The following is a 26379-nucleotide window of genomic DNA, read 5'->3' as shown; positions in this document are numbered from 1 at the left end:
ATAATTATTTTAGTTTGAGTGATTATTTTCCTGATCAAGTTCGAAACGGATTCTGTCCTGATCGATGATTTGCTTTAATTCTTCTTCTTTCGGAAGGTACAACAAATATTTACTTGCAAAGAGGTTATTTTTGTCGTTAAGAACGGAGTACTTTACGATGGTTTCATCTTTTTCTGAGCAGAGTAAAATGCCTATGGTAGGATTATCGCCTTCATTTCTTTTCATGTCATCATACATTCTACATACATATCAATTTGTCCAATATCCTGATGAGAAAGTTCTCCGGTTTTTAAATACAAGAGAATTAATTTGTCTTTTCAGATCTCTGTAGTTCCAGTTGTTTTGATATAAAGAATCTTCGGAGATTTCCATCGTACGAAAATAAAAAAAACCTCTGACTTAGCAGAGGTTTTACTTATATTTTATTGATACGGTTAGTTTACACCGTTCATCATTTTCTTTAAGATTGGTGAAATTAAAGCTAAAATTACAGCTGCGATACCACACAATACAACGAATACCATAAAGAATTCGAATAAGTTGTGAATTTCAACTCCTGCAAAAGTTGGATTTGCTAAAGGTAGTTGAGCTTTTTCAAATGCTGCAACCTGAGCAGCATTTAATGTCACTTTTTTATCTAAAACATCTTGAAGATTGACTCCGATTTCCTGTGCTTTAGAGAATTTATCACCAGTTGCAGGAATCAATGCTCCTAATGAACCAGCCAATGCATAACCGGCAGCATTAGAAATAAAGAATACACCATATAATAAAGATGCGAATCTTTTTGGAGCTAATTTACCTACCAAAGATAAACCGATTGGAGATAAACAAAGTTCACCACAAGTTTGAATGAAATATAAAAGCATTAACCATTTGATCGCTAATAATCCTGAATTTCCAAGATCTTTTACGTTATGCGCGATAATGAAATAACTTAAAGCAATTAAAGCTAGTCCCATTGCCTGTTTCATTGGAGAAACTGGTTCTTTTCCTTTGGCTCTTAATTTATCCCAACATAAACTGAAAGGAACTGCCAATAATACAACGAAAATACCGTTGAAAATCTGCACCATTGACGGTGGCATATTCCATCCGAAAATACTTCTGTCTGTTTGGTTATCTGCGATAAATGTTAATGAAGATCCTGCCTGCTCGAAAGCTGCCCAGAAGAAAATAATGAAGAATGATACGATATAAATTACCCAAATTCTTTGTCTTTCTATCTTGTTTTCAGCAGAACTCATAATTAAGAACGCCAAAGCAATACCTGCAGCATAAATGAAAGGATAAATAATTCCTTTGATTAATTGCCCCATTTCCACAGCTTTAAACCCAAATTCACCTACAAGTAAGTATCTGAAAACGAAGAATAAAACAACGAAAATACCTCCGGTAATTCCTAATGATGCTCCAGTAAATTTTGCTGTCTGCGTTTCTCCTTCTTCAAAATCTGCACTTGTATTATTTTTTGGTAATCCACCGATAGGTCTTCCTTCCGGCGTTACTACATACTTGTTTTTAAGGATAAAGAACGTTATTGTTCCAACTACCATGGCAATTGAAGCAGCTAAGAATCCCCATTTAAAAGCAAAAATATCTCTTACTCCCGTTGTGGCATCTTTTACGTCTCCTACATAAGGGCAAATGAACTGTCCCAGGAACGCTCCAATGTTGATTCCCATGTAGAAAATCGTGAAAGCTGAGTCTAATTTAGATTTTTCCTGTTTAGGATAAAGACTTCCTACCATTGAGGAAATGTTTGGTTTGAAGAATCCGTTACCGAAAATAATAACGAATAATGCCAACCACATAATTGTTTTCGCACTTCCTATATCTGCGGAGAAACTTGAGGCACTGATGAATAATAAAAACTGACCAATTGCCATTAATGAACCTCCAATAATAATGGCATTTCTGTTTCCGATATATTTATCAGCAATAAAACCACCCAAAAGAGGGGTAAGATAACATAAAGCTAAAAATCCACCATAAATGATTGCCGCATCCGCTTCTTTTATTAATAGGGAATTTACCATGAAAAGCGTCAAAAGCGCTCTCATCCCGTAAAAGTTGAAACGCTCCCACATTTCTGTTCCGAAAAGAACCCATAATCCCTTTGGATGTCTGGAACCCTTATTCTCTACAAATTCATCCGGTTTCGGACTTAATGCTTCAATATTATCCATTTCTATTGTTAATTTTTGTTAAGACTGACAAATATAGTTTTTTTTGAGTTTTTGGCAAGGTTTTAATTTTATAATTAAACAAAAAAGCCGTAGAATAGTACTACAGCTTTATATTATGTATGAAAAACAGGAGATTAATGTCCTTTTTCTTTCATGATTTTATTTAATCTTTTTAACATGGAAAGTCCTAATAATGTGGCGAATATCAGTAATGCGAAGTTCACCAGGAAATAATTCATTTTGTTGTCATAATTGTACCAGGTGCTTGCCAGAATTCCGGAAAGCTTGTTTCCTACCGAGTTGGCAAGGAAGAATCCTCCCATCATCAGGGCTGTGATCCTAGCAGGAGACAATTTAGAAACGAAAGATAATCCCATTGGGGAAAGACAAAGCTCTCCAACTGTGATGACTCCATAGCCTGCCACCAGCCATACTGCCGAAACTTTGACCGCTCCATTTTCCCCGGCCATCACGGCCAATACCATAACCAGACAGGAAAGTGCAGAAATAAATAATCCCAGAACAATTTTTGTAGGCGTTAATGGTTCTTTCCCTTTTCTTCTCAGTAATGCCCAGAAACCAACCACTACAGGAGTTAAAGCAATCACCCAGAACGGGTTGATAGACTGGAAGAGTTCAGTATTGTAGAGAAAAACCTGTTTTTCAGGGTTTTGTTCTAATGCAGCCCGCTGTTCAGGGGAAATGTTTTTAAAGTAAATGTCTTTTCCTATTTCTTTAACTGGTTTTCCATCTTTATCCTTTTTGGATTGATACTGCTCATTATACACCGGAACTTCTTTGTCTTTGTAGCTTTTTCCTTCCACCATATAAATGTCTTCCAATGGTTTTTCTAATGATGCGGGGACACTTCGGTCGGTGTAATAATTCGCCCATCTTGTTAAAGCTGTTCCGTTTTGTTTGAAAACTGCCCAGAAGAACATACTGATCATAAATACAGATAAGAGGGCGCCAATAGAAGCTTTCTCTTCAGGTTTTGCTTTAAAGTATAAGGAAGCATAAAAATAAATAACAGGAACGCAGGCAAAAATAAAGGCATCAGTGCTGTCGCTTCCGAAGATATTATTAGGAATGAACCATCCAATTACCCCGGCAATTATTGCGGGAACAAAGACTTTAAGCATAATTTCAGAAAGCTTTGTATCTCCTTCCTGTACAGGTTTCATCTGTGCAGCATGAATATAATGTTTTCTTCCGATGGTAAAAATAACCATCCCGATCAGCATTCCAACACCAGCCGTAATGAATGCCTCACCCCAGCCAAATTTATTTCGCATGAAGGCGGCGATAATATTACAGATAAATGCTCCGATATTAATTCCCATATAGAAAATATTGTATCCGGAGTCCTTATTGGCCTTATAAGGTTCTTCAGAATATAGATTTCCTAATAAGGTAGAAATGGTAGGTTTAAAGAAACCGTTTCCAATGATGATTAATGCTAAAGATCCGTAAAACAAAGGCAATTCTTTGAAAACACCCATACCGATATATCCTGCGGCCATTAGAATTCCGCCTAAATAAATAGATTTGATATATCCCAACACTCTGTCTGCCAAAAAACCTCCGATAAAAGGAGTCAGATACGTCAGAGCAATATAAGTTCCGAAAATATCATCAGCAGTTTTGTCGGGAAGTTCTAAACCACCCTTTACACCGGCCGGTTCGATAACGTACAGAACAAAAATTCCGAGAATCAAATAATACCCAAAACGTTCCCACATTTCAGTGAAAAAGAGAAAGGGCAGGCCTTTAGGATGTTTAGTCTTCATAGTTTCAAATTTCAAATTTCCCAAAAATAAGTTTTTAATTTTAATTGATAAAATAAATAATACTTTAGAAAACGATTAATAAAATAAATAAAAAAATCCTTTCAAATTCAATTTGAAAGGATTTTTTACATTGTTACAATACAGATTATAAATTCTTAAGAATAAAATCCGTCATTTTCTGATACAGCTGCGGTCTTGTCTGTCCGCCATAAATTCCGTGGTTTTTATCCGGATAGGCCATAAACTCAAACTGCTTTTTATTTTGAATCAATGCTTCAGAAAACTCCATAGAATTTTGAAAATGTACATTATCATCAGCAGTTCCATGGATCAACAGGAAGTTCCCTTTTAACAGATTTGCATATTCTGTAGGAGAATTTTTATCATATCCATCAGGGTTTTCCTGTGGCGTTCTTAAGAATCTTTCTGTGTACACTGAATCGTAATACCTCCAGTTGGTTACAGGTGCCACAGCAATTCCGGCTTTGAATACATCAGCACCTTTTGTCATGGCTAAACTTGTCATGTACCCTCCGAAACTCCATCCGAACATTCCGATTCTTGTTTTATCGATATAAGACTGGTTTCCAAACCATTTTGCAGCAGTGATCTGATCTTCGATTTCGTATTTCCCTAAATTCATGTAGGTTACCTTTTTGAACTTAGCGCCTTTATATCCTGTTCCACGTCCATCAACACAAGCAATGATATATCCTTTTTGTGCCAACATTTCGAACCAAATTGCGTTTCCATTGTCCCAAGAATTTGAAACCTGCTGAGAACCTGGGCCTGAATATTGGAACATAAACAATGGATATTTTTTGTTTTTATCAAAGTTTTTAGGTTTTATGATCCAGGCATTCATCTGATCTCCCACTGCATTTGGAATGGTGATGAATTCTTTTTCAGCAAAATTATCTGATTTTAGCTTTTGAAGCTGGTCATTATTGTTCTGAAGTTCTTTTACCGTTTTGCCGTTTCCGTCTTTTAAGACATAAGTGTACGGTTTTGAAGCTGTAGAAGATGTTTCAATGAAATAATTATAGTTTTTGCTGAAGTTGGCGGAATTATTTCCGTCCGTATTGGAAATCAGCTGTGACTTTCCATTTTCGATATTGATCTTGGAAACGACTTTATTGATGCTTCCTTTTTCTGTCGTCTGGACGTAGATTTCTTTAGATGTTGGATTGTATCCGTAATAATCGGTTACCTCCCAGTTTCCTTTAGTTACCTGTTTTTTCAGCTTACCGTCTTTGTCATACCAGTATAAGTGGCGGTTTCCATCTCTTTCAGAGCCCCAAAGGAAAGAATTATCCTCCAGGAATTCTAAAGTAGGATTGTCTGTATCAATCCATTTTTCATCTGTTTCGGTAAATAATTTCTGAACAGCTCCTGTTTTGGTATTCACTTTTAAAACATCGGAAGCATTTTGGGTTCTTTCAGAAGTTATTAATACGATCTCATCAGGTTTTGCCGTCTGGATCACATTAGGAATATAATAATTTTTATAACCGTCTAAATTGATTTTTGTTTTTTTAGCTCCATCCAATTGATAGATGTGGGCAGAAACAACCGAGTTTTTTTCTCCTGCTTTTGGATATTTATAACGCATTTCAGATGGATATAGCGTTTTTCCATAGATAGGAATATAGATTTCCGGAACCTCGCTTTCATCAGATTTTACGAAAACTATCGCATCGGAATTCTTAGTCCAGTCATACAGTCTGGCATGTCCGAATTCCTCTTCATATACCCAGTCTGCCAATCCGTTAAGGATTTTATTTTTAACACCATGTTCAGTAATCTGCGTGATTTTCTCTGAAGTAAGATCCTGATAAAATAAATTATTATCTACTATAAAAGCAATCTTTGAGGCATCAGGTGAAAATCTTGGCTCCTGAATAGGCTTTCCGTTATTAATGCTGATGGTTTTTCCTGTTTTTAAATCTTTAACTTCAAATTTCCCTAAGAAAGAATGTCTGTAGATCGGCTGACTTCCCGTTAACAATAATATTTTTGATTCATCATCAGAAAATTCATAGCTTTCATATTGTCCGTCAACGATATTTCCTTCTTTCTGGGAAGTTTTATATGAATACTTGGCAATTCCTGTCGGTTCAATAACCAGATAGTTCTCCCCGTTTTTCATGGAAGTTATTCCGGCAATGCCTTTTCCACGGTAGTATCCGGAGTATATTTTATCTAAAGTGATTTCCTGTGCAGACATATTTTGAAATGCCACCGCAACAGTAAGAGTTAAAAGGATTTTTTTCATTTCTAATTTTAATCGATTTCAAATTTAATAATTCTTATCAAGATAGCCATATAAAACTAAAAAACAGGGCAAAAGCCCTGTCTATGCAATATATCAAAGAGAAATTACTCTTCAAGGCGGCATATTGGATAAGTTGTGATTCCGCATGGGTTGTCAAGACCTCCAATATATCCTACAGTTCTGGTACAGGAAATCGGGCTGATGCATCTGATCATGCCGGGAAGAATTCCTCCCACTACATCTTTAAGTTGTTCTCTTGAAATTTTCTTTAGATTTTTCATAGTTATTATAATGTTTTGATTACAAAGACTAAAATAATAAAAAAACAGCTTACTAAATGAAATTATAATATTATTTGTATGCATTTGGCAATAAAATTGAATATATAAAGTATAATCAATTTAATAGTAATAATTATGGAAACGAATGCATATAACCAAAAACTTAACCGATACGTTTTGACGGATAAAATTGTGTATACTGGTTTTTCAAGTTTTAAAGATGCCGAAGCATGCGCGCAAAGTAAAGGAGGAGATCTTGTAGAAGTAGCTTTTAAAGATGGAAATGATAATCCTCAGCTAACAAATGAAGCAGGATTAATTGAAAAAAAACTCCATTTTTATGTAGATGCCGGTGATGAATATAAATTTATCCATTCATCTGACCCCGGATTTAAAAAATATGCAGATGAACTCCAGAAAATAAAGGCCAGCAACGATAAAACAAGCCCTGAAGAAAGATATTTCGCCAATTTTGAGATTGAAAATATGGAAGATCCGATTATTGTGATTAAAAATGATCATTTAGAGTCGGTAACTTCCAGAGAGCGTTCAAAATATTTGAAGCACGCTAGTGTTTATGAATTAGGGGTAACCCTGCCAAAACCTTAAAAAAATTATAATGAGCAAGACAAAATACTCAGATAAGGCTCAAGACAAAGTAGGAAAGGTAATGCACGAATTTAAGGAAGGAAAATTAAAATCTTCTTCCGGAAAAAAGGTCACAGACAGAAAGCAGGCGGTTGCCATTGGAATTTCTGAAGCCAAAGAGAAAGGGCTTAAAGTGCCTGAAAAGAAAAAAGATTAATTAGAAAATATCCGGGAAAATTTTTCCCGGATATTTTTATTTGAAAAGAATTGGCTTACTGCTATTTTGTATTATGTTGCAGTTCACTAATCATTATAAAGTATTTTATAGTATTCATCAGCCATTCGGTCGCTGTTGAAATGATCTTTAACATCATTCATTGAATTGTATTGAATTTTCCTCCATTTGTTTGGATTGTCATAATAAGTTGGAATGATCTCATTTTCCAGGATTTCATATAATTTGTTCAGGTCATAATTGTCCTGCTCATAGATACTCATATTGGCATAATCTGCCTTTGGTACGACAAATGAGTTTTCTCCGTGGTGGGCAAATTCAGGGATCCAGCCGTCATCGGTTGAAAGGTTTACAGAGCCATTCATAGCAGCCGTCATTCCGGATGTTCCTGAGGCTTCCCGTGGTACTCTTGGATTATTCAGCCATAAATCAGAGCCTTGTTTCAATGATTTACTTAAAGAAAGCTCGTATCCCGTTAAAACAGCCATATTCTTATGGTTTTTACTTTCCTCAACCAGCGTATTAAAGGTAGAAATTGCTGCATAGTCCATCGGATAAGGTTTTCCCGCCCAAATAATCTGTACCGGATATTTAGGGTTGTTTAATAGATTCCGGAACCTTTCTTTATCATGTAAAAGCATGTCGGCACGTTTGTAACCTGCGAATCTTCTCGCCCAAACGATGGTAAAAATTTTGGGATCAAACAAATTACCGGTCTGGTCTGCGACGATTTTAAAGAGTCTTTTCTTTAAATGCTTTTTCCGGAAATCAAAAACCGTTTCGTCATTCTCATCTTTAGAATTGTAAAGTATTTTATCTGACCAATATTTAAATTCCTGTGCATTAGTGATCGATTTTATTTCACAGATTCCCGGATATTTGCTCCACATAGCTCTGGAAACTACGCCGTGAAGCTGAGAAACTCCGTTGGCAACTTTCGCCATTTTTAAAGCACAGAGCGAATGGTTAAAGCGGTCGTCATCAGTTCCTTCAATTTTTTTTGCTTCTTCCATACTGAACCCGGAGAAATAAGACATGTCATAACATAATTTGAGGTTATGTTTTTCATTTCCTGCTTCTTCAGGGGTATGGGTGGTAAATACTAGTTTTTCTTTGACTTTCTCAAGATCTCCATTGTATTTTTTCAATAAATGGAACGCAGCAGGAAGTCCGTGGGCTTCATTCAGGTGATAGATATCCCTTTCAATATTCATTTCATCCAGCAATTGTGCGCCTCCTTTGCCTAGTAAAATATATTGTGCAAGCTTTGTAGACTCATTGGCGTCATATAATTTATGGCAGATCGTCTTTGAAATATGATCGTTTTCAGGAACATCTGTCGAAAGAAAGAACATAGGTGCCGTATTGAAAATTTCAGGATCCAGATACCATACTTTCACCCAAACCGGTGCGCTGTGGATTTCAATCTGAAATTTGATTCCCGTGTCTTCCAGAAAGCTGTACATTTTTTTTGTCCAGGTGGGTTGTAGGGTTTGATCATGGTTTCTTGCCTGATCATAGTAGCCGAATTTCCAGAGAATTCCAATTCCAATAAGGTTTTGCTTTAGATTGTAAGCACTTCTCATATGAGATCCTGCTAAAAAGCCTAAGCCGCCAGAGTATACTTTGAGTACTTGCTCAATGGCGAATTCCATCGAAAAATAGGCCGTTTTTGTAGTGTATTGAGGGTTGACACTATAGGGTATTTTAAAGTTTTTAAAATCCATAAATCACAGTTTTGTATTTTTATAAAGACTAAAGGTATTAAATATGAAAATAAACGCTACATTAATTATGTAATAAATAAATTTTAAAAGTATCTGCCGAATAGTTTTTTTACCTACCTTTAATAGGTAAATTTTTGATTATCAAAAACTTCTAATAATAAAAGCTCATTGGTACATGTGTTCTTTACTCATCAATAAAAAAATCACACATGAAAAAGACATTTTCCGAAGAAGATCTTATTAAGAATCTAAGCCTGTATTATCTGAATCGACATTTGAAAAAAAAGCCGATGGAGAAATATCACCGTAAAATAGATGAATCTCTGCTTCACGACCGGGAAAAATATAAGAAGAAATCTGAGATTTTACTCTTGAACTCTTTTATGCACCATTTTCCAGAGGTGCAGTTTGAAAATCTTATTTGCGAAAGTCCTGACTTTATCGCCAAATTCAACGACAAAAAAATCGGAATAGAGCTTACGGAAGTGATTAACCATTTGGAAATGAAGAAAGTGGAAAGCTGTTTGAATAAAATTTTCCGTCAGGCTGAAATAGTATTAGAACAAGAGAACACTACGAAATATCGTGGTGTTTATTTTTTAGAATTCCATACCAATATTAAGTTTGAACGTCTGGAAGACCAGCAGGAAATTATCCAGTGTATTTGCAGGAGTATACAGAAAAATAAAGCAGTGGGATGTGTAAAAAGCATCAGGAAATCTGTCCACAGGAGAAATGTGTTTATCACCCATGAATATAATATGAATCTTTTTGATGAGCTCTGTTCTGAAAAAATTTTGGAACTGATTGAAAAAAAGAATGAAAAGTTCCCGTATTATGATACTTCAGTAGATGAATGCTGGCTGGTGATTGTTTCAGATATGAATTCTCTGGCTTCAAGATATACTTTTATTCAGGATAGGGAGCATCTCCAGGAAGTACAAAGTCCTTTCCATAAAATCTTTCATCTTGAAAATCTTTGTGGCAATATTACAAGTATAAAATAATCTGCATTTTTAGTGTAGAATTCTATAGGTATATCTTTATATTTTAGAATAATTCAATCTATGAATAATTTTATTATTTGTAATGAAATAATAGGTATATTTGATATATGTGTTGTGTATTGTTTTAATTTATGATTAATTTTTAATAAAAACATATATCTATGAGAAAAAATCTACTTTTTATTTTATTATTTGTATCCCAGATCTTTTTTTCCCAGGCGGACTGTTCAACAGCGCTGGCGGTTTGTGGAAATTCTAATATTACATATACACCTTCAGGAATTGGTTCTGTTAATGAAACATTAGGCGGCTGCCTGCAAATGGAGCATAATTCTGCCTGGTATTCATTTACGATTGCTACGGGGGGTACCCTTACATTTGAAATTAATCCAACAGGACCTGTTGATTACGACTGGGCTATTTATGGACCCAATAAAACCTGTGCTACCAGAGGAACTCCTATCAGATGTTCTTCCAATGACGGTACTACTGCAGGTTATCCTACAGGTATGAATATGACCGCTACAGATACTACCGAAGGGCCTGGTGTTGGGGATGGTTTTGTGAAATATATGGATGTTCTTCCTGGGGAAACCTACTATTTATATCTGGATAATTTTTCACCTACCGTTTTTTCTTTTGATCTAACATGGGGTGGGACAGCTACATTAGCTTCTCCGTTTACGGATCCGACCATTCAGCCACATCCTTTTATGCCTCCGGGAAATCCGGCTGCTAATCCTGCAGATCCACGGGAAGTTGTGATATGTACCAATCCTGCTGTTTTTGATTTTTCTTTATTGTCTTCAGGGATTATTAATGGAAATCAGAACTTTACGGTAACCTATCATACAAGTCAGAATGATGCCTTGACAGGAAATAATCCTATAACTGCACCTATAACGGTTAATACCACTACTGTTTATTTTTATAGTATCAGCTATACAGATCCCACTAACCCAACTAACCAGTTGAATAAGTGTAAACAGATTGGCACCTTCAAATTTAAAGACGGTTCAATTAGCCCTTATAATGCTACACTAACCCAATGTAACAATAATAATGCGGGGACCGCAATATTTGATTTAACAACAGCTAACGTAATTGCAGATCCTACAGTTACTAAAAAATATTACAATACTTTATCCGATCTTAATGCAGGAACCAATGAGATTACTACTCCTACAGCTTTCGTATCTGCAGAAGGGAAAATCTATGTGAAAGTAACCACCCAGTTCGGCTGTTCCGGTATTGCAGAGATTACTTTAAAATTCTATCCTGTTGTAGTTGTGAATGATGCTATTTTAAGAGCATGTTTCATAGAAGCAAATCCTTCAACTGCATCTTTTAATCTTATCAATGCCACTGTAACGACACAATTGGGAGCTGTGAAAAAATATTATCCTTCTCTCACAGATGCGATTAATCAGACTAATGAGATTGCTACGCCTGCGGCTTATATCGCTCCGAATGGAGTAATATATGTACGGGTATCCAATGCGAACGGCTGTTATAACATTGCTAAAGTTACTCTTGTAGTGATTCCGCCTGTGTATTCCAGCGTTCTTAAAGATAAAGTGATTTGTATTGAAGATAAAACCACTTTGGATGCCGGCCCGGGATTCAATGGGTATGAATGGAGTACAGGTGCTACTACTCAGACGATCAGCAATGTTGGTGTCGGAACGTATTGGGTAAAACTAAAAACAGGAGACTGTATTGCAAAACAAGCGGTGAAAGTTTATCCTTCAGAACAGCCCGTTGTGTCTACGATTGATATCAGCAGCAGTACGATTACCGTTTATGTAATTGGAGGTATGCCGCCTTATCAGTATTCAATGGATGCCATCAATTGGCAGGATTCCAACGTCTTTACCAATGTTTCGAGAGGAGATCATACCGTATTTATAAAAGATGCTTATGACTGTGAGCCGATACAGATCGATGTTGTAGTTCCTAATCTTATTAATGTGATTACGCCCAACGGAGATGGAATTAATGATGTAGTTGACTACTCCGCACTCGCTCATAAACAGAATATGGTATTCAGTATTTTTGACCGATATGGCAATAAAATCCATCAGGCTGATAAATTCAATGGCTATAAATGGGATGGTACCGCAAAAGGAGGCGGGAAAGTTCCTACCGGAAATTATTGGTATTCAGTAACCTGGAATGAAAATGATAAAAAGAATACCGCTTTCAAGTTTTCAGGATGGATTATGGTAAAAAACAGAGAATAAATACAACCCTATAAAATTAGAAACCAGCTTGTATTAAGCTGGTTTTTTGTTATAATGATGAATGAATTTCTTAAAAAATAAGAATGATATCTATTAAAAACCTTTAGTATCTTTAAAATAATCAGAAAGATAAATGATTTTTCCATTTTCTGAAAAATGAACCAAAGTACAGATGTTATTTTCATAGATGCCCTTTCCAATCATGGTTCCGCATGAAGTGGTTTGATAGAAATATTTGTGATTTCCCAAAGAAAAAATTTCAGAAACGTGCCATTCAATCGTTTCATAGCGTTTGAAAATAGCTCTGAATAAAGCTAAAATCCTATTTTTACCTGAAACTTCCTGTAAAGGCGGAATCCATATGGTACTTTCATCGGTGAACCATTTTTCAAGCTGTTCTATATTTAATGAATTCAGATCTTTCATAAAGTCACTTATCTTACAAACCATAACTGCATTTATACTGTATATACGGGAAAAATGGTAACTTAGTTTTTATTTTAAACTCATGGAAGATTTATTTGTAAAACGTTTTGAGTATTATAAGTCTCTTGGAGATAATACTTTACAACAGCTTTCCGAAGAGCAGGTATTTTGGCAGTATAATGAAGAAAGTAATTCTATTGCCGTCATCATAAATCATATTGCAGGAAATATGCTTTCCCGATGGACGAATTTTCTGACGGAAGATGGAGAGAAATCCTGGCGGAACCGAGATGAGGAATTTGTAAATACGATGAACACTAAGCAGGAAGTTCTGGATTTTTGGGAAAAAGGATGGAAATGTTTTTTTGATGCTTTGGGGCAGATTACTGAAGAAAATCTATACTCAACGATTTATATCAGGGGAGAAGCGCATTCTGTTGCCGATGCTGTTTTTCGTCAGCTGGCTCATTACCCTTATCATATCGGCCAAATCGTTTATCTTGCTAAAATGATGAAAAATGAAGACTGGAAAACACTTTCCATTGCCAGAAATAAATCTCAGGAATTTAATACGGAAATGAAAAAAAAGCAGGAAGAAAAGGATCTAACATCCAATGCTTCACCCGTTTGTTTTCAAAATAGTTCTGAAATAAGAGATGAATACAAACAATAGACTGAATCAATTTAGAGTCTTTATTAAAATTACTATCTTTGCACCCATAAAATTCAGGAGTAATCAATGTCTCACATTCACAGAACCGCCGCATTTCATACCCTTGGCTGCAAATTAAACTTTGCAGAAACATCTACTATTGCCCGTCAGTTAACAGATGCAGGTTATGACAAAGTAGGTTTTGATGATAAGGCGAATGTCTATGTTATCAATACTTGTTCGGTGACCGAGAATGCAGACCGAGAATGTAAACTTCACGTAAAAAGAGCCATGAAGGCCAATCCTGAAGGGTTGGTGGTTATTGTTGGATGCTATGCACAGCTGAAGCCTGAAGAAATTTCTCAGATCAACGGAGTGGATTTGGTTCTCGGAGCCAAAGAAAAATTCAATATCTTAAGCTATCTCGATGATTTAGAAAAATCTGAAAGCGAAGGAATTGTCCATTCTTGTGAAATTGAAGAAACAGACTTCTTTATAGGAAGTTATTCTATCGGTGACAGAACCAGAGCTTTCCTGAAAGTTCAGGATGGCTGTGATTATAAATGTACGTACTGTACGATTCCTTTGGCAAGAGGGATTTCCCGTTCCGATACCATTCCGAATGTTCTTGCAAATGCCAAAGAAATTGCAGGAAGAGACATCAAAGAAATTGTTCTTACAGGAGTAAATATCGGTGATTACGGAAAGGGAGAATTTGGAAACAAAAGACACGAACATACTTTTTTAGATCTGATTTCAGAACTTGATCAGGTAGAAGGCATTGAAAGAATACGTATTTCTTCCATTGAACCCAATCTTTTGAAGGATGAAAGCATTGAACTCGTTTCTAAAAGCAGAAGCTTTGTTCCGCATTTTCATATTCCTTTACAGTCGGGAAGCGATGATTTATTGAAAAAAATGAAACGCCGTTATCTGACTCAGCTGTACAGAAACAGAGTCAATAAAATTCGTGAGGTAATGCCCCATGCAGCAATTGGTGTAGACGTTATTGTAGGATTTCCAGGAGAAACCGAAGAATTATTTATGGAAACCTATAACTTCCTGAATGAACTTCCGATAAGTTATCTCCACGTATTCACCTATTCTGAAAGGGAGAATACAGAAGCTGCCGGAATGGACGGAGTAGTTCCTATTCCTGAAAGAAAAAAACGTAATAAAATGCTGAGAATACTTTCTGAAAAGAAAAAAATGGCATTTTATGAAACCCAGCTTGGAAAAACGCTTCCTGTTCTTTGGGAGCATGAGAATAAAGACGGAAAAATGTACGGCTTCACAGAAAACTATGTGAGGGTTCAAAAAGAATTTGATCAGGCCTCCGTTAATCAAATAGAATTTCTGAATTTAGAAAAAATCCTGTCAGATGGCACAGTTTCTGTGCAATCTTCTTACGAAAGTTTTTTAGCAAAAGCATAGTCTCTTTGCAAAATTTCAACTAAATTTATTTTAACTTTTAAATACTACATTCTTATGAGAGATAAGTTTTTATCTTGGGGAATTGTATTAGTAACTGCTATATGGATTGTAGCGTTATTAATCAGAGCGCATTATTGGATACCGATTCTGCTTTCCGCCATTTATGCATTAGGCGTATATAATGCCTACCAGTCAAAACATGCCATTTTAAGGAACTTTCCGGTGCTAGGCTACTTTCGGTACTTTTTTGAAAGTATCTCACCTGAAATGCAGCAATATTTCATCGAAAGAGAAACCGATGGCAAGCCGTTTCCGAGAAACCAGCGTTCTGCAGTGTATAGACGTGCCAAAAACCTGAGTGATACGGTAGCTTTTGGAACACAGTTAGAAGTTAATCATAGAAAATATGAAGGAATTAAGCATTCCATTTATGCAAAATCTCCTTCAGAAGAATTACCGAGAGTTTGGGTAGGAGGGGAGCAGTGTACACAACCTTATCATGCCTCGTTATTCAATATTTCAGCGATGAGTTTTGGGGCATTAAGCGACAGGGCTCAGATGTCTTTGAATAGAGGTGCAAAAAAAGGAAATTTCTATCATAATACCGGTGAAGGAGGGGTTTCTCCGCACCATTTGGAAGGTGGAGATTTATGCTGGCAGATTGGAACAGGATATTTTGGATGCAGAGATGAAGAAGGGAAATTCAACCCTGAATTATTTGTAAAATATGCTACACTTCCAGCTGTAAAGATGATTGAAATTAAATTATCTCAAGGCGCAAAACCCGGACATGGAGGAGTTCTGCCGGGAGTAAAAAACACCCCTGAAATTGCAAAAATCCGTCACGTAACACCCGGAATGACGGTTATTTCACCACCCTCTCATTCTGCTTTTTCCAATGCTGCAGGATTATTGAGATTTGTACAGCATTTAAGAGAACTTTCAGGAGGAAAACCTGTTGGTTTTAAGCTTTGTATAGGAGATACCAGAGAATTTGAAGACATCTGTGTTCAGATGAATGTGTTGAAAATTTACCCGGATTTTATCACTATAGATGGTGCTGAAGGAGGAACAGGAGCCGCACCGCCGGAATTTTCAGATGGAGTAGGAATGCCGTTGGAACCAGCCTTAATATTTGTAAACAGAACGTTGAATAGTTATAACGTAAGAGATAAACTGAGAGTGATTGCTAGTGGTAAAGTATTAACGAGTTTAGATATTTTGAGAGCTGTTGCGATGGGTGCTGATATGTGTAATAATGCAAGAGGATTCATGTTCTCTTTAGGCTGTATTCAGGCACTGAGATGCAATACGAATAATTGCCCTACAGGAGTTGCTACACAGGATAAAATGCTTATTAAAGGGTTGGATGTAACTGATAAAAGTGAAAGAGTGTATCATTTCCATAAAAACACCCTTCATACCTGTAATGAACTGATTGCTGCAGCAGGAAGAAAATCTTATGAAGAAGTAGATGCAACCATGTTTATGAGAGGAGATGAATTTGATCATCTGGCGGATCTTTATTTCCCTGATATCTTAGGAAATGTAAAACAAAAAGCCAGATCTTAAAAGATAAAGGTAAAGTATAAAAAAACCGCTTCATGTATTGAAGCGGTTTTTGTTTTATGTTGTTTTAACTATTGTCCAGCAGGTCTCGGAGCTGTTCCATATACCTGAAAATTAAAGACAAAAGAATTGTTTCTTAAAGAAGATCCGGTGTAATTATTGTATGGGTCTCTGGCAAAAGCTGCTCTTGAAGGTACAATGATAACTCCTTGAAGGTTATATGCTTCTGAATTTCCTTTGCTAAAAGCTTGGAATTTTTGCAAGGCTTCATTAAAGCCTTCAATCATATAATAGCTCTTTTGTTTTGCAGCATCAGTAGTTGCATTTACTATTAATGGATCTTTGTCAGATATGTAATAGAATTTAGGATCAACAGCAGGAATAGTAGATCCGTCTATCGTGTTCATAAAATCTGTTCCGGTCTGAAAAGCTATATTTCCATCTGTATTTACCGCAAGATAAGATTTAGATCTCATCATGATTCTAATAATATCCGTAGCACCAATGGTGTATCCGGGTGTTGGTACATCCGCTGGCTGAGCACCGGCTCTTATGAAATAGATCGTTCCGGAAGGTAAAGTGGTATGAGGCAGATCAGCCAGTTTTGTCTGAGTGTCATCAGAAGTGTCTGTACTGCTGAAAGCTTTTATATTTCCCTGGGCATCCAAGTAGTTTTCATTCATAAACTTAACGATAGCCTGATTGTCGTAGTCGTTTTGTACACCAACATCAGCCGGCTCCGTATAAGTTGTATCCGCATCATCTTTTTTACATGCAGAAAAACACAGCGATCCTGCAAGGATATATAAAAATATTTTTTTCATTTCAAAAAACTTTAATTACTTTACAAATAATATAACGGCAAAAGTATAAAAAATTATGAGAATAGATAAATTTTTATGGAGCATTCGTTTTTATAAGACAAGAAGTGTTGCTACAGATGAGATTAAAAAGAACAGAGTGTCCATAGGAGAGGGTGTTGTAAAGGCCTCAAAAGAGGTAAAAGAAGGAGATGTTATCAAGATCCGTAAAAATCAGATTGATTATAAAATAAAAGTGATCCAGATTCCTAAAAGTAGGATTGGAGCTAAATTGGTTCCACTTCACATCAAAGACGTCACGGATAACGACCAATATGAATTATTAAAACTCCGTAAAATGACTCAGGATTATTACAGAGTTAAAGGAGAAGGAAGGCCTACTAAAAAAGACAGAAGAGAGATGGATGAGTATGTAGGAAATGATATTGCATCAGATTTTACCGATTGGGATGACTTTTTTGGGGAAAGTGGTAACCAAAATGAGGAAGAAGAAAATGAAAAAGCTCTATAAATAGAGCTTTTCAATAATTTCTTGAACAATATCTTCAGGTTCTCTCGAATCTGTATTGATATTAAACTGTGCTTTGCTGTAAAATTCGTTTCTTTCGAATAGATGCTTAGCAATGAACTCAGGAAGGTTTTCATCCGAAATATTGGCTATTAACGGCCTTTTTTCTTTTTGTTTTGAAAGCCTTTCTGATAATGTACTGATAGATGCTCTCAAAAAGAAACTTTTAGAGCTATGGTTGATAATCTCCATGTTATTATAGTAAACCGGAGTCCCACCACCAAGACTTAAAACCACATTTTCTTCGCTCGCTAATATTTCTTCCAATGCCTCCCTTTCTAGCTTTCTAAAGGAGATCTCGCCCTTTTTTTCGAAAATTTCTGAGATGGTTAATTTATTTCGCCTAGAAATCTCTTTATCTAGGTCAATTAATTTAAAATTTATTTTTTCGCTTAATATTTTGGAAATGTGAGATTTGCCACATCCCATGTATCCGACCAGTGAAATTATCATGAATTTTTTTTAAACAAATTTGCAAAAAAGTTTTGAGATAATGAAAAAAGTCCTATCTTTGCACCACTGAAAACGAGGAACAATACACAACTGCAAATCGTTATCAAAGTGACCGACTCGGTAGCTCAGCTGGTAGAGCAATACACTTTTAATGTATGGGTCCTGGGTTCGAATCCCAGCCGGGTCACAAGCGAAAAAATATTACTAGATTTTTGTAATTTTTTTAGCCTGCGTGGTGAAATTGGTAGACACGCCATCTTGAGGGGGTGGTTTCCTAAGGATGTGCTGGTTCGAGTCCAGTCGCAGGCACTGCAAAGAAAATTTAATAGTTAACAGTGAAGTAATTCATTTTTAATTGTGGCCGACTCGGTAGCTCAGCTGGTAGAGCAATACACTTTTAATGTATGGGTCCTGGGTTCGAATCCCAGCCGGGTCACAAGTTTACTGAAAAGTAAATTTTTTTCATATTAATATTTTGTGATTTGGTGTTTCAAAGGCTTCCCTCAGGAAGCCTTTGATTTTTTGTTTTCTGTTCTACTCTAAATGCATATTGTCGATTAATCGCACACCATCTACCATTACTACAATAAAAGCTCTGTAGTTTCTGTCTTTATAAAAGAAATCAGTCTCTTTTAACGTCTCTTCGTCAGCAATCAGGAAATATTCCAGCTGCATGCCCTGCTGATGGTCAAAAATATCAGATACTCTCTCTTTAATTTCAGGAACGGTAACGGTTCTGAACCAGTCGTTGACTTTTTGTAAGGTCTGGTAAATGATTTTTGAAACCTCTTTACGGTCTTCATGAAGTCTTTGGTTTCTTGAACTTAGGGCAAGACCATTGTCTGCTCTGTAAATAGAAACTCCAACTATTTTGATCGGCAGGTGCTTCTTTTCAACCATTTTTTTTATAATGGCCAGCTGCTGGAAATCTTTTTCTCCAAAATAAGCACTATCAGGTTTCACCTGTCGGAATAACTCTTCCACTACAGTTCCAACTCCATCAAAATGTCCAGGTCTTGACTTTCCTTCCATTTCATTTTCCAGTCCGTCAAAATCATAATGCTGGCTTACTGCCTTTTCCGGATAGATATCCGCTACTTCAGGAATATATACGGCATCCACCAATCCTGAGTTTTTTAAAATTAAGATATCTCTATTGACATCTCTTGGGTACTTTTCCAGATCTTCAGGATTATTAAATTGAGTGGGATTCACAAAAATTGAAGAAATGACAAGATCATTTTCTTTTTTAGCTTCTTCATATAAGGAAAGATGGCCGTTATGCAGGGCTCCCATGGTAGGCGCAAAGCCTATTCTTTTTCCCATTTCTTTCTGTCTTTCAATGAAATCCTGAAGGGTTTTCTTGTTTTTTAGAACTTCCATAGTTTATTTTAATACTAATTCAAAAATACTAAAAATATAGCATAATAAAGTGCGTTTTTGATAATTTGGAAAAGGGAATTATCGTAAAAAAATGTTAATTAAAATAATGTTGGATGTTTTTTTGTAATTTTGCACATTAAAGCGTTTTTACAAAAAATTAGAAAGAAATTTATGCCGAATCAAAAAATACTGTACATTACTACGGAGATGTATCCATACCAAGAAGACACAAATATGGCTGCAGTGGTAAACAAAATGGCACTTAAGATGCACAATGAAGGCAATGATGTTAGAGTTTTTATGCCAAGATTTGGACAAATTAGTGAGAGAAAATTCCAGCTTCATGAGGTAATCCGCCTTTCGGGAATGAATATTATTATCAATGATCTAGATCAACCTTTAATTATTAAGGTAGCGTCTCTTCCGGGGGAAAGACTTCAAGTCTACTTTATTGATAATGAAGAGTACTTCAAAAGAAAGCAATACTATGTTGATGACGAAGGGAATCCTTTCGAAGACAATGATGAAAGAGCAATCTTCTTCGCAAGAGGAGTTATTGAGACCATCAAAAAACTGAACTGGGTTCCAGATGTTATTCATTTAAATGGATGGATGGCTTCTTTTGTTCCAATTTATCTTAAAACCTATTACGAATCCGATACTTATTTCAAAGATGCAAAAATTGTACTTTCTCTATACAACGAGAAAGAAGCAGCCTTGGATAAGAAGATCGATGAAAAATTAAAATTCGATAATATTTCAGGATTAAAAGCGTTAGATAACCCAAGCATCAAAAGTTTTGTTATCGAAAGCATGAATTACGTAAATATGGTAGTGAAGGGCGATGAATTCCTGGATGAGGATCTGGATAAAGCTTTCAACGAAACATCTACTCCAAAATCGGAGTATCTTGATGTAGACTCTATAAACCAACTTTATTAAAAAACACATTTTTAATGACTCATAATGTTAAAAGAACTTTCGCCATGTTATTATTGGCGATTTTTGGAAGTGTATTGCTTTATAATTGCGAACCGGAACCGGATTCGCTGGGGGAGCAGCTATTTGCCAATGAAGCTACAGAAGGTACCGTGACACCATATGACCTTATCGCTTATAATATTAATAATAATGATAGTATCAGAAGTGATGCTTCTAAATTGATCAATTTATGGGGATCAACTTCATCTACTGCGGTTTTAGGAGCCTTTAACGAAAGTAAGTTTGGAATGCAGAAAGCTTCTTATCTTACGCAGTTAAGACTATCAACTGATAATCCTGATTTTGGAACCAATGCAGTAGTAGATTCTGTGGTTTTAGTAATAAGACCTTCTGCTGCTCAATATGATGGTACAGCTTTAGGGGATATAACAGGTAAGGCTGGTTTCCTTAATGGAGATAATACTATTCCCACTAATGAAAGTATTAAGACCTATGCAGTTAATAAATATGGGAATATTGAAACGGCAGGAGCACCGACTTTGTTTAATATAAACGTGAATGAAGTAACCACTTTCCTGGATGCTAACAACCCAAGTTTTACCCGTTCCAATGTAAGTGTAAGCACAGGAGCTCTATTAGGAACCCGCGTTTTTAATGGAAATGTTACGGCAATGACCATTTTAAAGACTTCTGATAACAGTACTGCATTTACGTCTAACTTAGGTTTCAGAATCCCATTGGATAAGACCTTCTTCCAAAATAAAATCATCGCTAAGAAAGGACAGCCTGAACTTCAGGATGCGTCTAACTTTACACGATATTTTAATGGAATAAGAATTTCAGTTGCAGAAAATGACGGGTATTTGTTCCAGTTTTCTCCTAATGATATGGAGATGATCATGTACTACAAATCTGATGTTACTACTAATGGTGTGGTAACGAGACCACAAACGACATTTACCTTTAATCTGAAAGAAGCAAATGCTCATATCGGGCAATATGAATATAATAGAGCTGGATCAAGTCTATCTACTGCATTAGCTACAAGTAGTGAACAAAATGGTGACCCAAGACTTTATACGCAGGCTATGGGAGGTCCTTCTATCGGGGTGAAAATTCAGGATACTGATATCAATAAGCTTAAAACATTATATCAAAATAATAAAGCAGCAATTGTAGGAGCTAAAATCAGAATTTATACTGATAAAACCAACTGGGACAATGCTTATGCTAAGCCTACAAAGTTTACACTTCTTCCGGTTGATAGTAAAGCTGCCACGGGTGAACTTATTTCATCCACGTTTACTCAGGATATGTTGTTAGGTTTTACCCCATACAAAACGTATGATTTGGATAAGAACCCAGCATATTATGATTTTACAGTAACGAAAACTGTTAAAGATATTGTTGAAACTGGAGCAGAAAACAAAACATTGGTAATCAACCTTGGAGAGTTTTTAGCCCTTTCATCATCGTCAACAACACTGGCTGGATATAAATATACTTCCAGATCATTTGCAATGGATAGGGCGGTGTTCGTGGGAACAGATGCTTCCAATGCTAACAGAATTCAATTATTAGTTACTTACGGAACAAAAAAATAAAAAAAACACTAGAAAAAATATGTGCGGAATAGTAGGATACACAGGTTTCCAAGACGCGTATGATATAGTAATCAACGGTCTTAGAAGATTAGAATATAGAGGATATGACAGTGCAGGTATTGTATTGGAAGATTCAGGGAACAAGTTTGAAATTGAAAAAACAAAAGGGAAAGTAGAAGACTTAGTCAATATTTCTCAACAGTTAAAAGGAAAAGCAAAAATGGGAATGGGGCATACCCGTTGGGCTACCCATGGAGTTCCTAGTGATAGAAACTCCCATCCGCATTTATCTAATAATGGTAAAGTGGCTATTGTTCACAATGGTATTATAGAGAACTACGATACTATTAAAAAAATGCTTACCGAAAAAGGATTTACTTTCAAATCAGAAACAGATACAGAAGTATTGGTTAATCTTATCCAATATTTTATGGATCTGAATTCACAAACAGATTTCCCGACCGCAGCAAGATATGCTCTTAATGAAGTATATGGAGCTTACGCAGTGACTATTATGCACGAGGACTATCCTGGTGTATTGGTTGTGGGTAGGTTAGGATCTCCTTTAGCAATCGGAATTGGTGATAAAGAATACTTTATTGCTTCAGATGCCTCTCCTTTTGTTGAATTTACAAAAGAAGCAATCTATTTGGAAGAAGGTCATATGGCTACGATTTCATTAGAAGGGGGTGTAGACATTAGAACAATCAATGAGAATTCTAAAATTGAACCGGAAATCCAGCAGCTTAAAATGAACCTGGAGCAAATTGAAAAAGGCGGATATGAGCATTTTATGCTTAAAGAAATTTTCGAGCAGCCAAAATCTGTCCATGATACCATGAGAGGAAGACTTCTTGTTGATGAAGGAATCATCAAGATGGCAGGAATCTGGGATCATGTTGAGAAATTTAAAAATGCTAACAGAATCATCATTATTGCGTGCGGAACTTCTTGGCATGCAGGACTGATTGGCGAATATCTTATTGAAGAATACGCGAGAATTCCTGTAGAAGTAGAATATGCTTCAGAATTCAGATACAGAAATCCAATTATTACAGATAAAGATGTAGTGATCGCAATTTCTCAGTCAGGAGAAACCGCAGATACCATGGCTGCATTAAAATTAGCAAAAGAAAAAGGTGCATTTATATATGGTATATGTAATGTAGTAGATTCTTCCATTGCAAGGATTACAGATGCGGGTTCTTATACCCACGCTGGTCCGGAGATTGGGGTAGCCTCTACAAAAGCATTTACAGCACAGCTTACCATTCTTAGCTTAATTGCATTGAAACTTGGAAAACACAATGGAAATCTGGGGAATGCTGAATTTATGAGCTTAATTGCTGAATTGGATGTACTCCCTAAAAAGATAGAAGAAGTATTAAACACAACCCATGAGCTGACTCAAAGTATTGCAAAAGATTTTGTAGATGCTACCAACTTCCTTTATTTGGGAAGAGGGTACAACTATCCTGCAGCATTGGAAGGAGCTTTAAAACTAAAAGAAATCTCCTATATTCATGCTGAAGGATATCCTGCAGCAGAAATGAAACATGGTCCGATTGCTTTAATTGATGAAAACATGCCTATCGTTATTATTGCTCCTAAAAAAGGACACTATGATAAGATTGTAAGCAATGTTCAGGAAATTAAAGCCAGAAGAGGTAAAATTATCGCTGTCGTAAATAAAGGCGATCAGCAGGTAAGTGAAATGGCAGATTATGTTATTGAAATTCCCGAGACTTCAGAGTGCTTCTCTCCAATCATCGCATCAGTACCTTTACAGCTCTTAGCATATTACATTGCTGTATATAGAGGTGCTAATGTGGATCAACCGAGAAACCTTGCGAAATCTGTAACTGTGGAATAAAAAGTATTTGTAAATAAAATAAATTTAGATTTCTTTCGTTATTTCAAAAAAAATCTTAAAAGTTTCTTAAAAAAATTATATATTTACGGCTTAATTATAAAAATTAACATGAAAAGGATATTTCTTTTATTATTGTCTGCGTCGGTAGCGTCGGTATCTTGTTCAGGTGGTGGTAGCTCTTCTGTAGGGAAACCTGGAACAAAAGGAGAATTGATACCAAGAGAGAAAACGAAATCATTTGTTGCGGAAAGACCATACGGTATGGTGGCCATTCCTGCAGGTTCCTTTGTTGCTGGTTTAGCAGACCAGGATCCAACAAATAGCCCTGAAAAAGCAGCATTAAAAACGGTTACCGTTTCCTCTTTCTTCATGGATGAAGCTGAAACTACAAATGCAGAATACAGGGTATTTATTAATTACGTAAGAGACTCAATTGCGAGAACTTTACTTGCTGAAGCTGCTGGAGAAGGCGGTGATGAAGGCGGACGTAAAGGAGCAAGCATAGGGGATTATGCATACCTTGCAAAGAAAGAAGAAAATTTAACACCCTATCAAGAATATTTAGAAGGCCAGGGAGGCAGAGAAGAAAGTGGATTTGATGCCACTAAAAAATTAGACTGGAAAATTCCTTTACATTGGAGTACCTCTAAATATCCAGATGTGGAATATGCAGAAGTATTAGAATCAATGTATTTGCCAGCTTCTTCTAGAATGGGTAACGAAAGAATTCTAGATGTTAGTAAATTAAAATACAACTATCAGTGGGGAGATATGGATGCTGCAATTGCTGATAACGAAAGAGGTGCTAATTACCTTAAGAGTAAAAGTATTGCGATCTATCCAGATACTACAGTTTGGGTAAAAGATTTCCACTTCGCTTATAATGAGCCGTTGTTCGAACAATATTTCTGGCATAAAGCTTATAAAGATTATCCGGTAGTTGGGGTAACATGGGATCAGGCTAGAGCATATTGTAACTTTAGATCTAAACTGAAAACTGATTACAACGAAAGTTTAAAAAGAAAAAAACAAAGACCATTGACATTCCGTCTTCCTACAGAGGTTGAATGGGAATATGCTGCAAGAGGTGGTATGCAAAATGCCACTTATCCTTGGGGAGGTCCATATTTGATGGATGATAGAGGATGCTATTTTGCAAACTTCAAACCGAAGCGTGGTAACTATATGGAAGACGACAAGAAAGGTACTTATACATATACAGCTCCAGTAAAGAAATTTAAGAAGAATGGTTTTGGGTTATTTGATATGGCTGGAAATGTTTCTGAATGGACAGTGTCTGCTTATAACAATTCTTCATACGGATTCTCTTCTACTTTAAATCCTTCTACAAAAAATACAACAGATACTAAAAAATCTGTAAGAGGAGGTTCTTGGAAAGATGTAGGCTATATGCTTATGACTGGAGCAAGAGATTGGGAAAGAAAAGATTCGGCTAGAAGTTATATTGGATTTAGAACAGTACAGGATATTCCTGAAGCTGCTGTAAAACCAAAAAGAGTTAGCAGATAATAAATCAGACAATTATTTTTCAATAACAATTTTATAACACTAAAAAAAACTAACTTATATGTTTAAGACTAAAGATGCTTGGATGAACTTCTTTTATTCATTCGGTGCTGCAATTGTAATTCTTGGAGCTTGGCTTAAAATTACTCACATTACTTTGGGACCAATTAATGGTAATATTGCTCTTACAGTAGGACTTATTACAGAAGCAATCATTTTTATTATTTTTGCTTTTGACCCTCCGAAATCTGAAGAGTCTTATGCTTGGGAAAATGTATATCCTGAATTATTAGATAAACATGCAAATCCTAACCCAATACATTCAAATATATCTTCTAAAAATGGAGCAGCAGCTCAATTTGCAGAATTAGAAAATTCTCTTTCTACAAAATTGGACAAGATGCTTGCTGACGCAAAATTAGATGTTCAATTATTTGATAGACTAAGAACAGGTATTGATAAATTCTCAAACTCTGTAGACCAGATCAATCAAACGGTAGATGTTTCTGCTTCTACTCATAAGTATAATGACCAACTTAACAAAGCTGCTCTACACATGGAAAGCATGAATGCTTTATATGCAATGCAGTTGGAGAGTGGTAAAAGACAATCTGAATTTGCTAACAAATACGTTGCAGACATGCAGAAATCTGCTGAACATTCAGAGAAATTTAATCAAGAATTACAAGGTTTAACATCTAACTTAAATAATCTAAACAGAGTTTATGGCGGTATGTTGACTGCTATGAAGTCGTAATTTCCAAACCATTTTTAATATTTAATTTTTAATCC

General features: G+C 35.9%; 23 protein-coding genes and 3 tRNA genes. 16 read left to right on the top strand and 10 right to left on the bottom strand.

All coding sequences use genetic code 11. From position 1 onward, the window contains the following. Positions 1-9: 9 nt before the first annotated feature. The 5 genes from SB679_RS16610 to SB679_RS16590 form a co-directional block, all read right to left on the bottom strand. Entirely contained in the window at positions 10-237 is a 228-nt protein-coding gene (locus SB679_RS16610) for a PDDEXK nuclease domain-containing protein (RefSeq protein ID WP_410703396.1), read from the bottom strand. A gap of 197 nt (positions 238-434) precedes the next feature. Further along, the gene (locus tag SB679_RS16605) at positions 435-2189 is read right to left on the bottom strand and encodes a peptide MFS transporter (protein WP_410703395.1); all 1755 of its coding nucleotides are present in this window, start codon (positions 2187-2189) and stop codon (positions 435-437) included. A gap of 134 nt (positions 2190-2323) precedes the next feature. Continuing rightward, positions 2324-3979, bottom strand: coding sequence for a peptide MFS transporter (locus SB679_RS16600; RefSeq protein ID WP_410703394.1), 1656 nt, complete (start codon positions 3977-3979; stop codon positions 2324-2326). 145 nt (positions 3980-4124) lie between these two features. Then, positions 4125-6254, bottom strand: coding sequence for a S9 family peptidase (locus tag SB679_RS16595; RefSeq protein ID WP_410703393.1), 2130 nt, complete (start codon positions 6252-6254; stop codon positions 4125-4127). Between the two features lie 104 nt (positions 6255-6358). Continuing rightward, positions 6359-6535, bottom strand: coding sequence for a bacteriocin-like protein (locus SB679_RS16590; RefSeq protein WP_165585197.1), 177 nt, complete (start codon positions 6533-6535; stop codon positions 6359-6361). A gap of 135 nt (positions 6536-6670) precedes the next feature. Here SB679_RS16590 and SB679_RS16585 point away from each other — a divergent pair, with 135 nt between their 5' ends. Continuing rightward, on the top strand, positions 6671-7144 hold the full coding sequence (locus SB679_RS16585) for a hypothetical protein (RefSeq protein ID WP_410703392.1): 474 nt from the start codon (positions 6671-6673) through the stop codon (positions 7142-7144). A 10-nt stretch (positions 7145-7154) separates the two neighbouring features. Then, the gene (locus SB679_RS16580) at positions 7155-7340 is read left to right on the top strand and encodes a DUF6496 domain-containing protein (RefSeq protein ID WP_410703391.1); all 186 of its coding nucleotides are present in this window, start codon (positions 7155-7157) and stop codon (positions 7338-7340) included. Between the two features lie 86 nt (positions 7341-7426). Here SB679_RS16580 and glgP read toward each other — a convergent pair whose 3' ends face one another. Next, complete coding sequence (glgP, locus tag SB679_RS16575) at positions 7427-9085, bottom strand: alpha-glucan family phosphorylase (RefSeq protein WP_410703389.1); 1659 nt, start codon at positions 9083-9085, stop codon at positions 7427-7429. Positions 9086-9294: 209 nt separating this feature from the next. On the opposite strand from glgP, the gene SB679_RS16570 reads away from it, so the two are divergent. Next, a complete protein-coding gene (locus tag SB679_RS16570; RefSeq protein ID WP_034712073.1) occupies positions 9295-10092 on the top strand; it encodes a hypothetical protein in 798 nt (265 codons plus the stop codon). Between the two features lie 161 nt (positions 10093-10253). Further along, on the top strand, positions 10254-12335 hold the full coding sequence (locus SB679_RS16565) for a T9SS type B sorting domain-containing protein (protein WP_410703388.1): 2082 nt from the start codon (positions 10254-10256) through the stop codon (positions 12333-12335). Between the two features lie 93 nt (positions 12336-12428). Here the strand turns inward: SB679_RS16565 and SB679_RS16560 are convergent, their stop codons facing one another. Further along, positions 12429-12785 carry a nuclear transport factor 2 family protein gene (locus SB679_RS16560; protein WP_410703387.1) on the bottom strand — a complete coding sequence of 119 codons (357 nt, stop codon included), beginning with the start codon at positions 12783-12785 and terminating at the stop codon, positions 12429-12431. A 58-nt stretch (positions 12786-12843) separates the two neighbouring features. Between SB679_RS16560 and SB679_RS16555 the strand changes: the two genes are divergently transcribed. The 3 genes from SB679_RS16555 (at position 12844) to SB679_RS16545 (ending at position 16419) form a co-directional block, all read left to right on the top strand. After that, positions 12844-13434 (top strand): DUF1572 family protein, encoded by a 591-nt coding sequence (locus SB679_RS16555; protein ID WP_410703386.1) that lies wholly within the window; start codon positions 12844-12846, stop codon positions 13432-13434. Positions 13435-13500: 66 nt separating this feature from the next. Beyond that, the gene (mtaB, locus tag SB679_RS16550) at positions 13501-14847 is read left to right on the top strand and encodes a tRNA (N(6)-L-threonylcarbamoyladenosine(37)-C(2))-methylthiotransferase MtaB (RefSeq protein WP_410703385.1); all 1347 of its coding nucleotides are present in this window, start codon (positions 13501-13503) and stop codon (positions 14845-14847) included. A gap of 54 nt (positions 14848-14901) precedes the next feature. Next, positions 14902-16419, top strand: coding sequence for an FMN-binding glutamate synthase family protein (locus tag SB679_RS16545; RefSeq protein ID WP_410703384.1), 1518 nt, complete (start codon positions 14902-14904; stop codon positions 16417-16419). Positions 16420-16487: 68 nt separating this feature from the next. Here the strand turns inward: SB679_RS16545 and SB679_RS16540 are convergent, their stop codons facing one another. Continuing rightward, positions 16488-17240, bottom strand: a complete 753-nt coding sequence (locus SB679_RS16540) for a hypothetical protein (RefSeq protein WP_410703383.1) — start codon at positions 17238-17240, stop codon at positions 16488-16490. A gap of 55 nt (positions 17241-17295) precedes the next feature. Between SB679_RS16540 and SB679_RS16535 the strand changes: the two genes are divergently transcribed. Beyond that, positions 17296-17748 carry an RNA-binding S4 domain-containing protein gene (locus tag SB679_RS16535; RefSeq protein WP_410703382.1) on the top strand — a complete coding sequence of 151 codons (453 nt, stop codon included), beginning with the start codon at positions 17296-17298 and terminating at the stop codon, positions 17746-17748. Here the strand turns inward: SB679_RS16535 and SB679_RS16530 are convergent. Next, positions 17743-18258 carry a shikimate kinase gene (locus SB679_RS16530; protein WP_410703381.1) on the bottom strand — a complete coding sequence of 172 codons (516 nt, stop codon included), beginning with the start codon at positions 18256-18258 and terminating at the stop codon, positions 17743-17745. The two genes, SB679_RS16535 and SB679_RS16530, sit on opposite strands and share 6 nt — an antisense overlap. Positions 18259-18372: 114 nt before the next feature. Between SB679_RS16530 and SB679_RS16525 the strand changes: the two genes are divergently transcribed. The 3 genes from SB679_RS16525 (at position 18373) to SB679_RS16515 (ending at position 18694) form a co-directional block, all read left to right on the top strand. Continuing rightward, positions 18373-18445 (top strand) — tRNA-Lys (locus SB679_RS16525). Positions 18446-18484: 39 nt separating this feature from the next. Next, a tRNA-Leu gene (locus SB679_RS16520) sits at positions 18485-18567 on the top strand. A 54-nt stretch (positions 18568-18621) separates the two neighbouring features. Next, positions 18622-18694 (top strand) — tRNA-Lys (locus SB679_RS16515). Positions 18695-18792: 98 nt separating this feature from the next. On the opposite strand, the gene panC is transcribed toward SB679_RS16515, so the two are convergent. Then, positions 18793-19641: a pantoate--beta-alanine ligase gene (gene panC / locus SB679_RS16510; protein ID WP_410703380.1), complete on the bottom strand. Its 849-nt coding sequence runs from the start codon at positions 19639-19641 to the stop codon at positions 18793-18795. Between the two features lie 171 nt (positions 19642-19812). Between panC and SB679_RS16505 the strand changes: the two genes are divergently transcribed. From SB679_RS16505 to gldL, 5 genes are all read left to right on the top strand, one after another. Continuing rightward, entirely contained in the window at positions 19813-20583 is a 771-nt protein-coding gene (locus SB679_RS16505; protein WP_410703379.1) for a glycogen/starch synthase, read from the top strand. Between the two features lie 14 nt (positions 20584-20597). Beyond that, on the top strand, positions 20598-22187 hold the full coding sequence (locus SB679_RS16500; protein WP_410703378.1) for a DUF4270 family protein: 1590 nt from the start codon (positions 20598-20600) through the stop codon (positions 22185-22187). A 19-nt stretch (positions 22188-22206) separates the two neighbouring features. Then, positions 22207-24060 (top strand): glutamine--fructose-6-phosphate transaminase (isomerizing), encoded by a 1854-nt coding sequence (glmS, locus tag SB679_RS16495; protein WP_410703377.1) that lies wholly within the window; start codon positions 22207-22209, stop codon positions 24058-24060. A 108-nt stretch (positions 24061-24168) separates the two neighbouring features. Next, the gene (gene gldK / locus SB679_RS16490; RefSeq protein ID WP_410703376.1) at positions 24169-25590 is read left to right on the top strand and encodes a gliding motility lipoprotein GldK; all 1422 of its coding nucleotides are present in this window, start codon (positions 24169-24171) and stop codon (positions 25588-25590) included. Between the two features lie 58 nt (positions 25591-25648). Continuing rightward, complete coding sequence (gene gldL, locus SB679_RS16485) at positions 25649-26344, top strand: gliding motility protein GldL (protein ID WP_410703375.1); 696 nt, start codon at positions 25649-25651, stop codon at positions 26342-26344. Positions 26345-26379: the final 35 nt, after the last annotated feature.

Origin of the sequence: Chryseobacterium sp. SIMBA_029, from assembly GCF_046535275.1 — a bacterium.
In the GTDB taxonomy this organism is placed as follows: domain Bacteria; phylum Bacteroidota; class Bacteroidia; order Flavobacteriales; family Weeksellaceae; genus Chryseobacterium.
Note: the sequence above shows the minus strand (reverse complement) of the source record. Positions and strands in the feature narration are given on the sequence as shown.

Bases quoted from the DNA above. Each gene is read 5' to 3' on its own strand.
- SB679_RS16580 (WP_410703391.1), top strand. From the start codon at position 7,155: ATGAGCAAGACAAAATACTCAGATAAGGCTCAAGACAAAGTAGGAAAG.
- SB679_RS16505 (WP_410703379.1), top strand. From the start codon at position 19,813: ATGCCGAATCAAAAAATACTGTACATTACTACGGAGATGTATCCATAC.
- SB679_RS16530 (WP_410703381.1), bottom strand. From the start codon at position 18,258: ATGATAATTTCACTGGTCGGATACATGGGATGTGGCAAATCTCACATT.
- SB679_RS16545 (WP_410703384.1), top strand. From the start codon at position 14,902: ATGAGAGATAAGTTTTTATCTTGGGGAATTGTATTAGTAACTGCTATA.
- SB679_RS16500 (WP_410703378.1), top strand. From the start codon at position 20,598: ATGACTCATAATGTTAAAAGAACTTTCGCCATGTTATTATTGGCGATT.
- glgP (WP_410703389.1), bottom strand. From the start codon at position 9,085: ATGGATTTTAAAAACTTTAAAATACCCTATAGTGTCAACCCTCAATAC.
- SB679_RS16555 (WP_410703386.1), top strand. From the start codon at position 12,844: ATGGAAGATTTATTTGTAAAACGTTTTGAGTATTATAAGTCTCTTGGA.
- gldL (WP_410703375.1), top strand. From the start codon at position 25,649: ATGTTTAAGACTAAAGATGCTTGGATGAACTTCTTTTATTCATTCGGT.
- SB679_RS16600 (WP_410703394.1), bottom strand. From the start codon at position 3,979: ATGAAGACTAAACATCCTAAAGGCCTGCCCTTTCTCTTTTTCACTGAA.
- SB679_RS16560 (WP_410703387.1), bottom strand. From the start codon at position 12,785: ATGGTTTGTAAGATAAGTGACTTTATGAAAGATCTGAATTCATTAAAT.
- SB679_RS16535 (WP_410703382.1), top strand. From the start codon at position 17,296: ATGAGAATAGATAAATTTTTATGGAGCATTCGTTTTTATAAGACAAGA.
- SB679_RS16590 (WP_165585197.1), bottom strand. From the start codon at position 6,535: ATGAAAAATCTAAAGAAAATTTCAAGAGAACAACTTAAAGATGTAGTG.
- SB679_RS16585 (WP_410703392.1), top strand. From the start codon at position 6,671: ATGGAAACGAATGCATATAACCAAAAACTTAACCGATACGTTTTGACG.
- panC (WP_410703380.1), bottom strand. From the start codon at position 19,641: ATGGAAGTTCTAAAAAACAAGAAAACCCTTCAGGATTTCATTGAAAGA.
- SB679_RS16610 (WP_410703396.1), bottom strand. From the start codon at position 237: ATGTATGATGACATGAAAAGAAATGAAGGCGATAATCCTACCATAGGC.
- SB679_RS16570 (WP_034712073.1), top strand. From the start codon at position 9,295: ATGAAAAAGACATTTTCCGAAGAAGATCTTATTAAGAATCTAAGCCTG.
- gldK (WP_410703376.1), top strand. From the start codon at position 24,169: ATGAAAAGGATATTTCTTTTATTATTGTCTGCGTCGGTAGCGTCGGTA.
- glmS (WP_410703377.1), top strand. From the start codon at position 22,207: ATGTGCGGAATAGTAGGATACACAGGTTTCCAAGACGCGTATGATATA.
- SB679_RS16540 (WP_410703383.1), bottom strand. From the start codon at position 17,240: ATGAAAAAAATATTTTTATATATCCTTGCAGGATCGCTGTGTTTTTCT.
- SB679_RS16605 (WP_410703395.1), bottom strand. From the start codon at position 2,189: ATGGATAATATTGAAGCATTAAGTCCGAAACCGGATGAATTTGTAGAG.
- SB679_RS16565 (WP_410703388.1), top strand. From the start codon at position 10,254: ATGAGAAAAAATCTACTTTTTATTTTATTATTTGTATCCCAGATCTTT.
- mtaB (WP_410703385.1), top strand. From the start codon at position 13,501: ATGTCTCACATTCACAGAACCGCCGCATTTCATACCCTTGGCTGCAAA.
- SB679_RS16595 (WP_410703393.1), bottom strand. From the start codon at position 6,254: ATGAAAAAAATCCTTTTAACTCTTACTGTTGCGGTGGCATTTCAAAAT.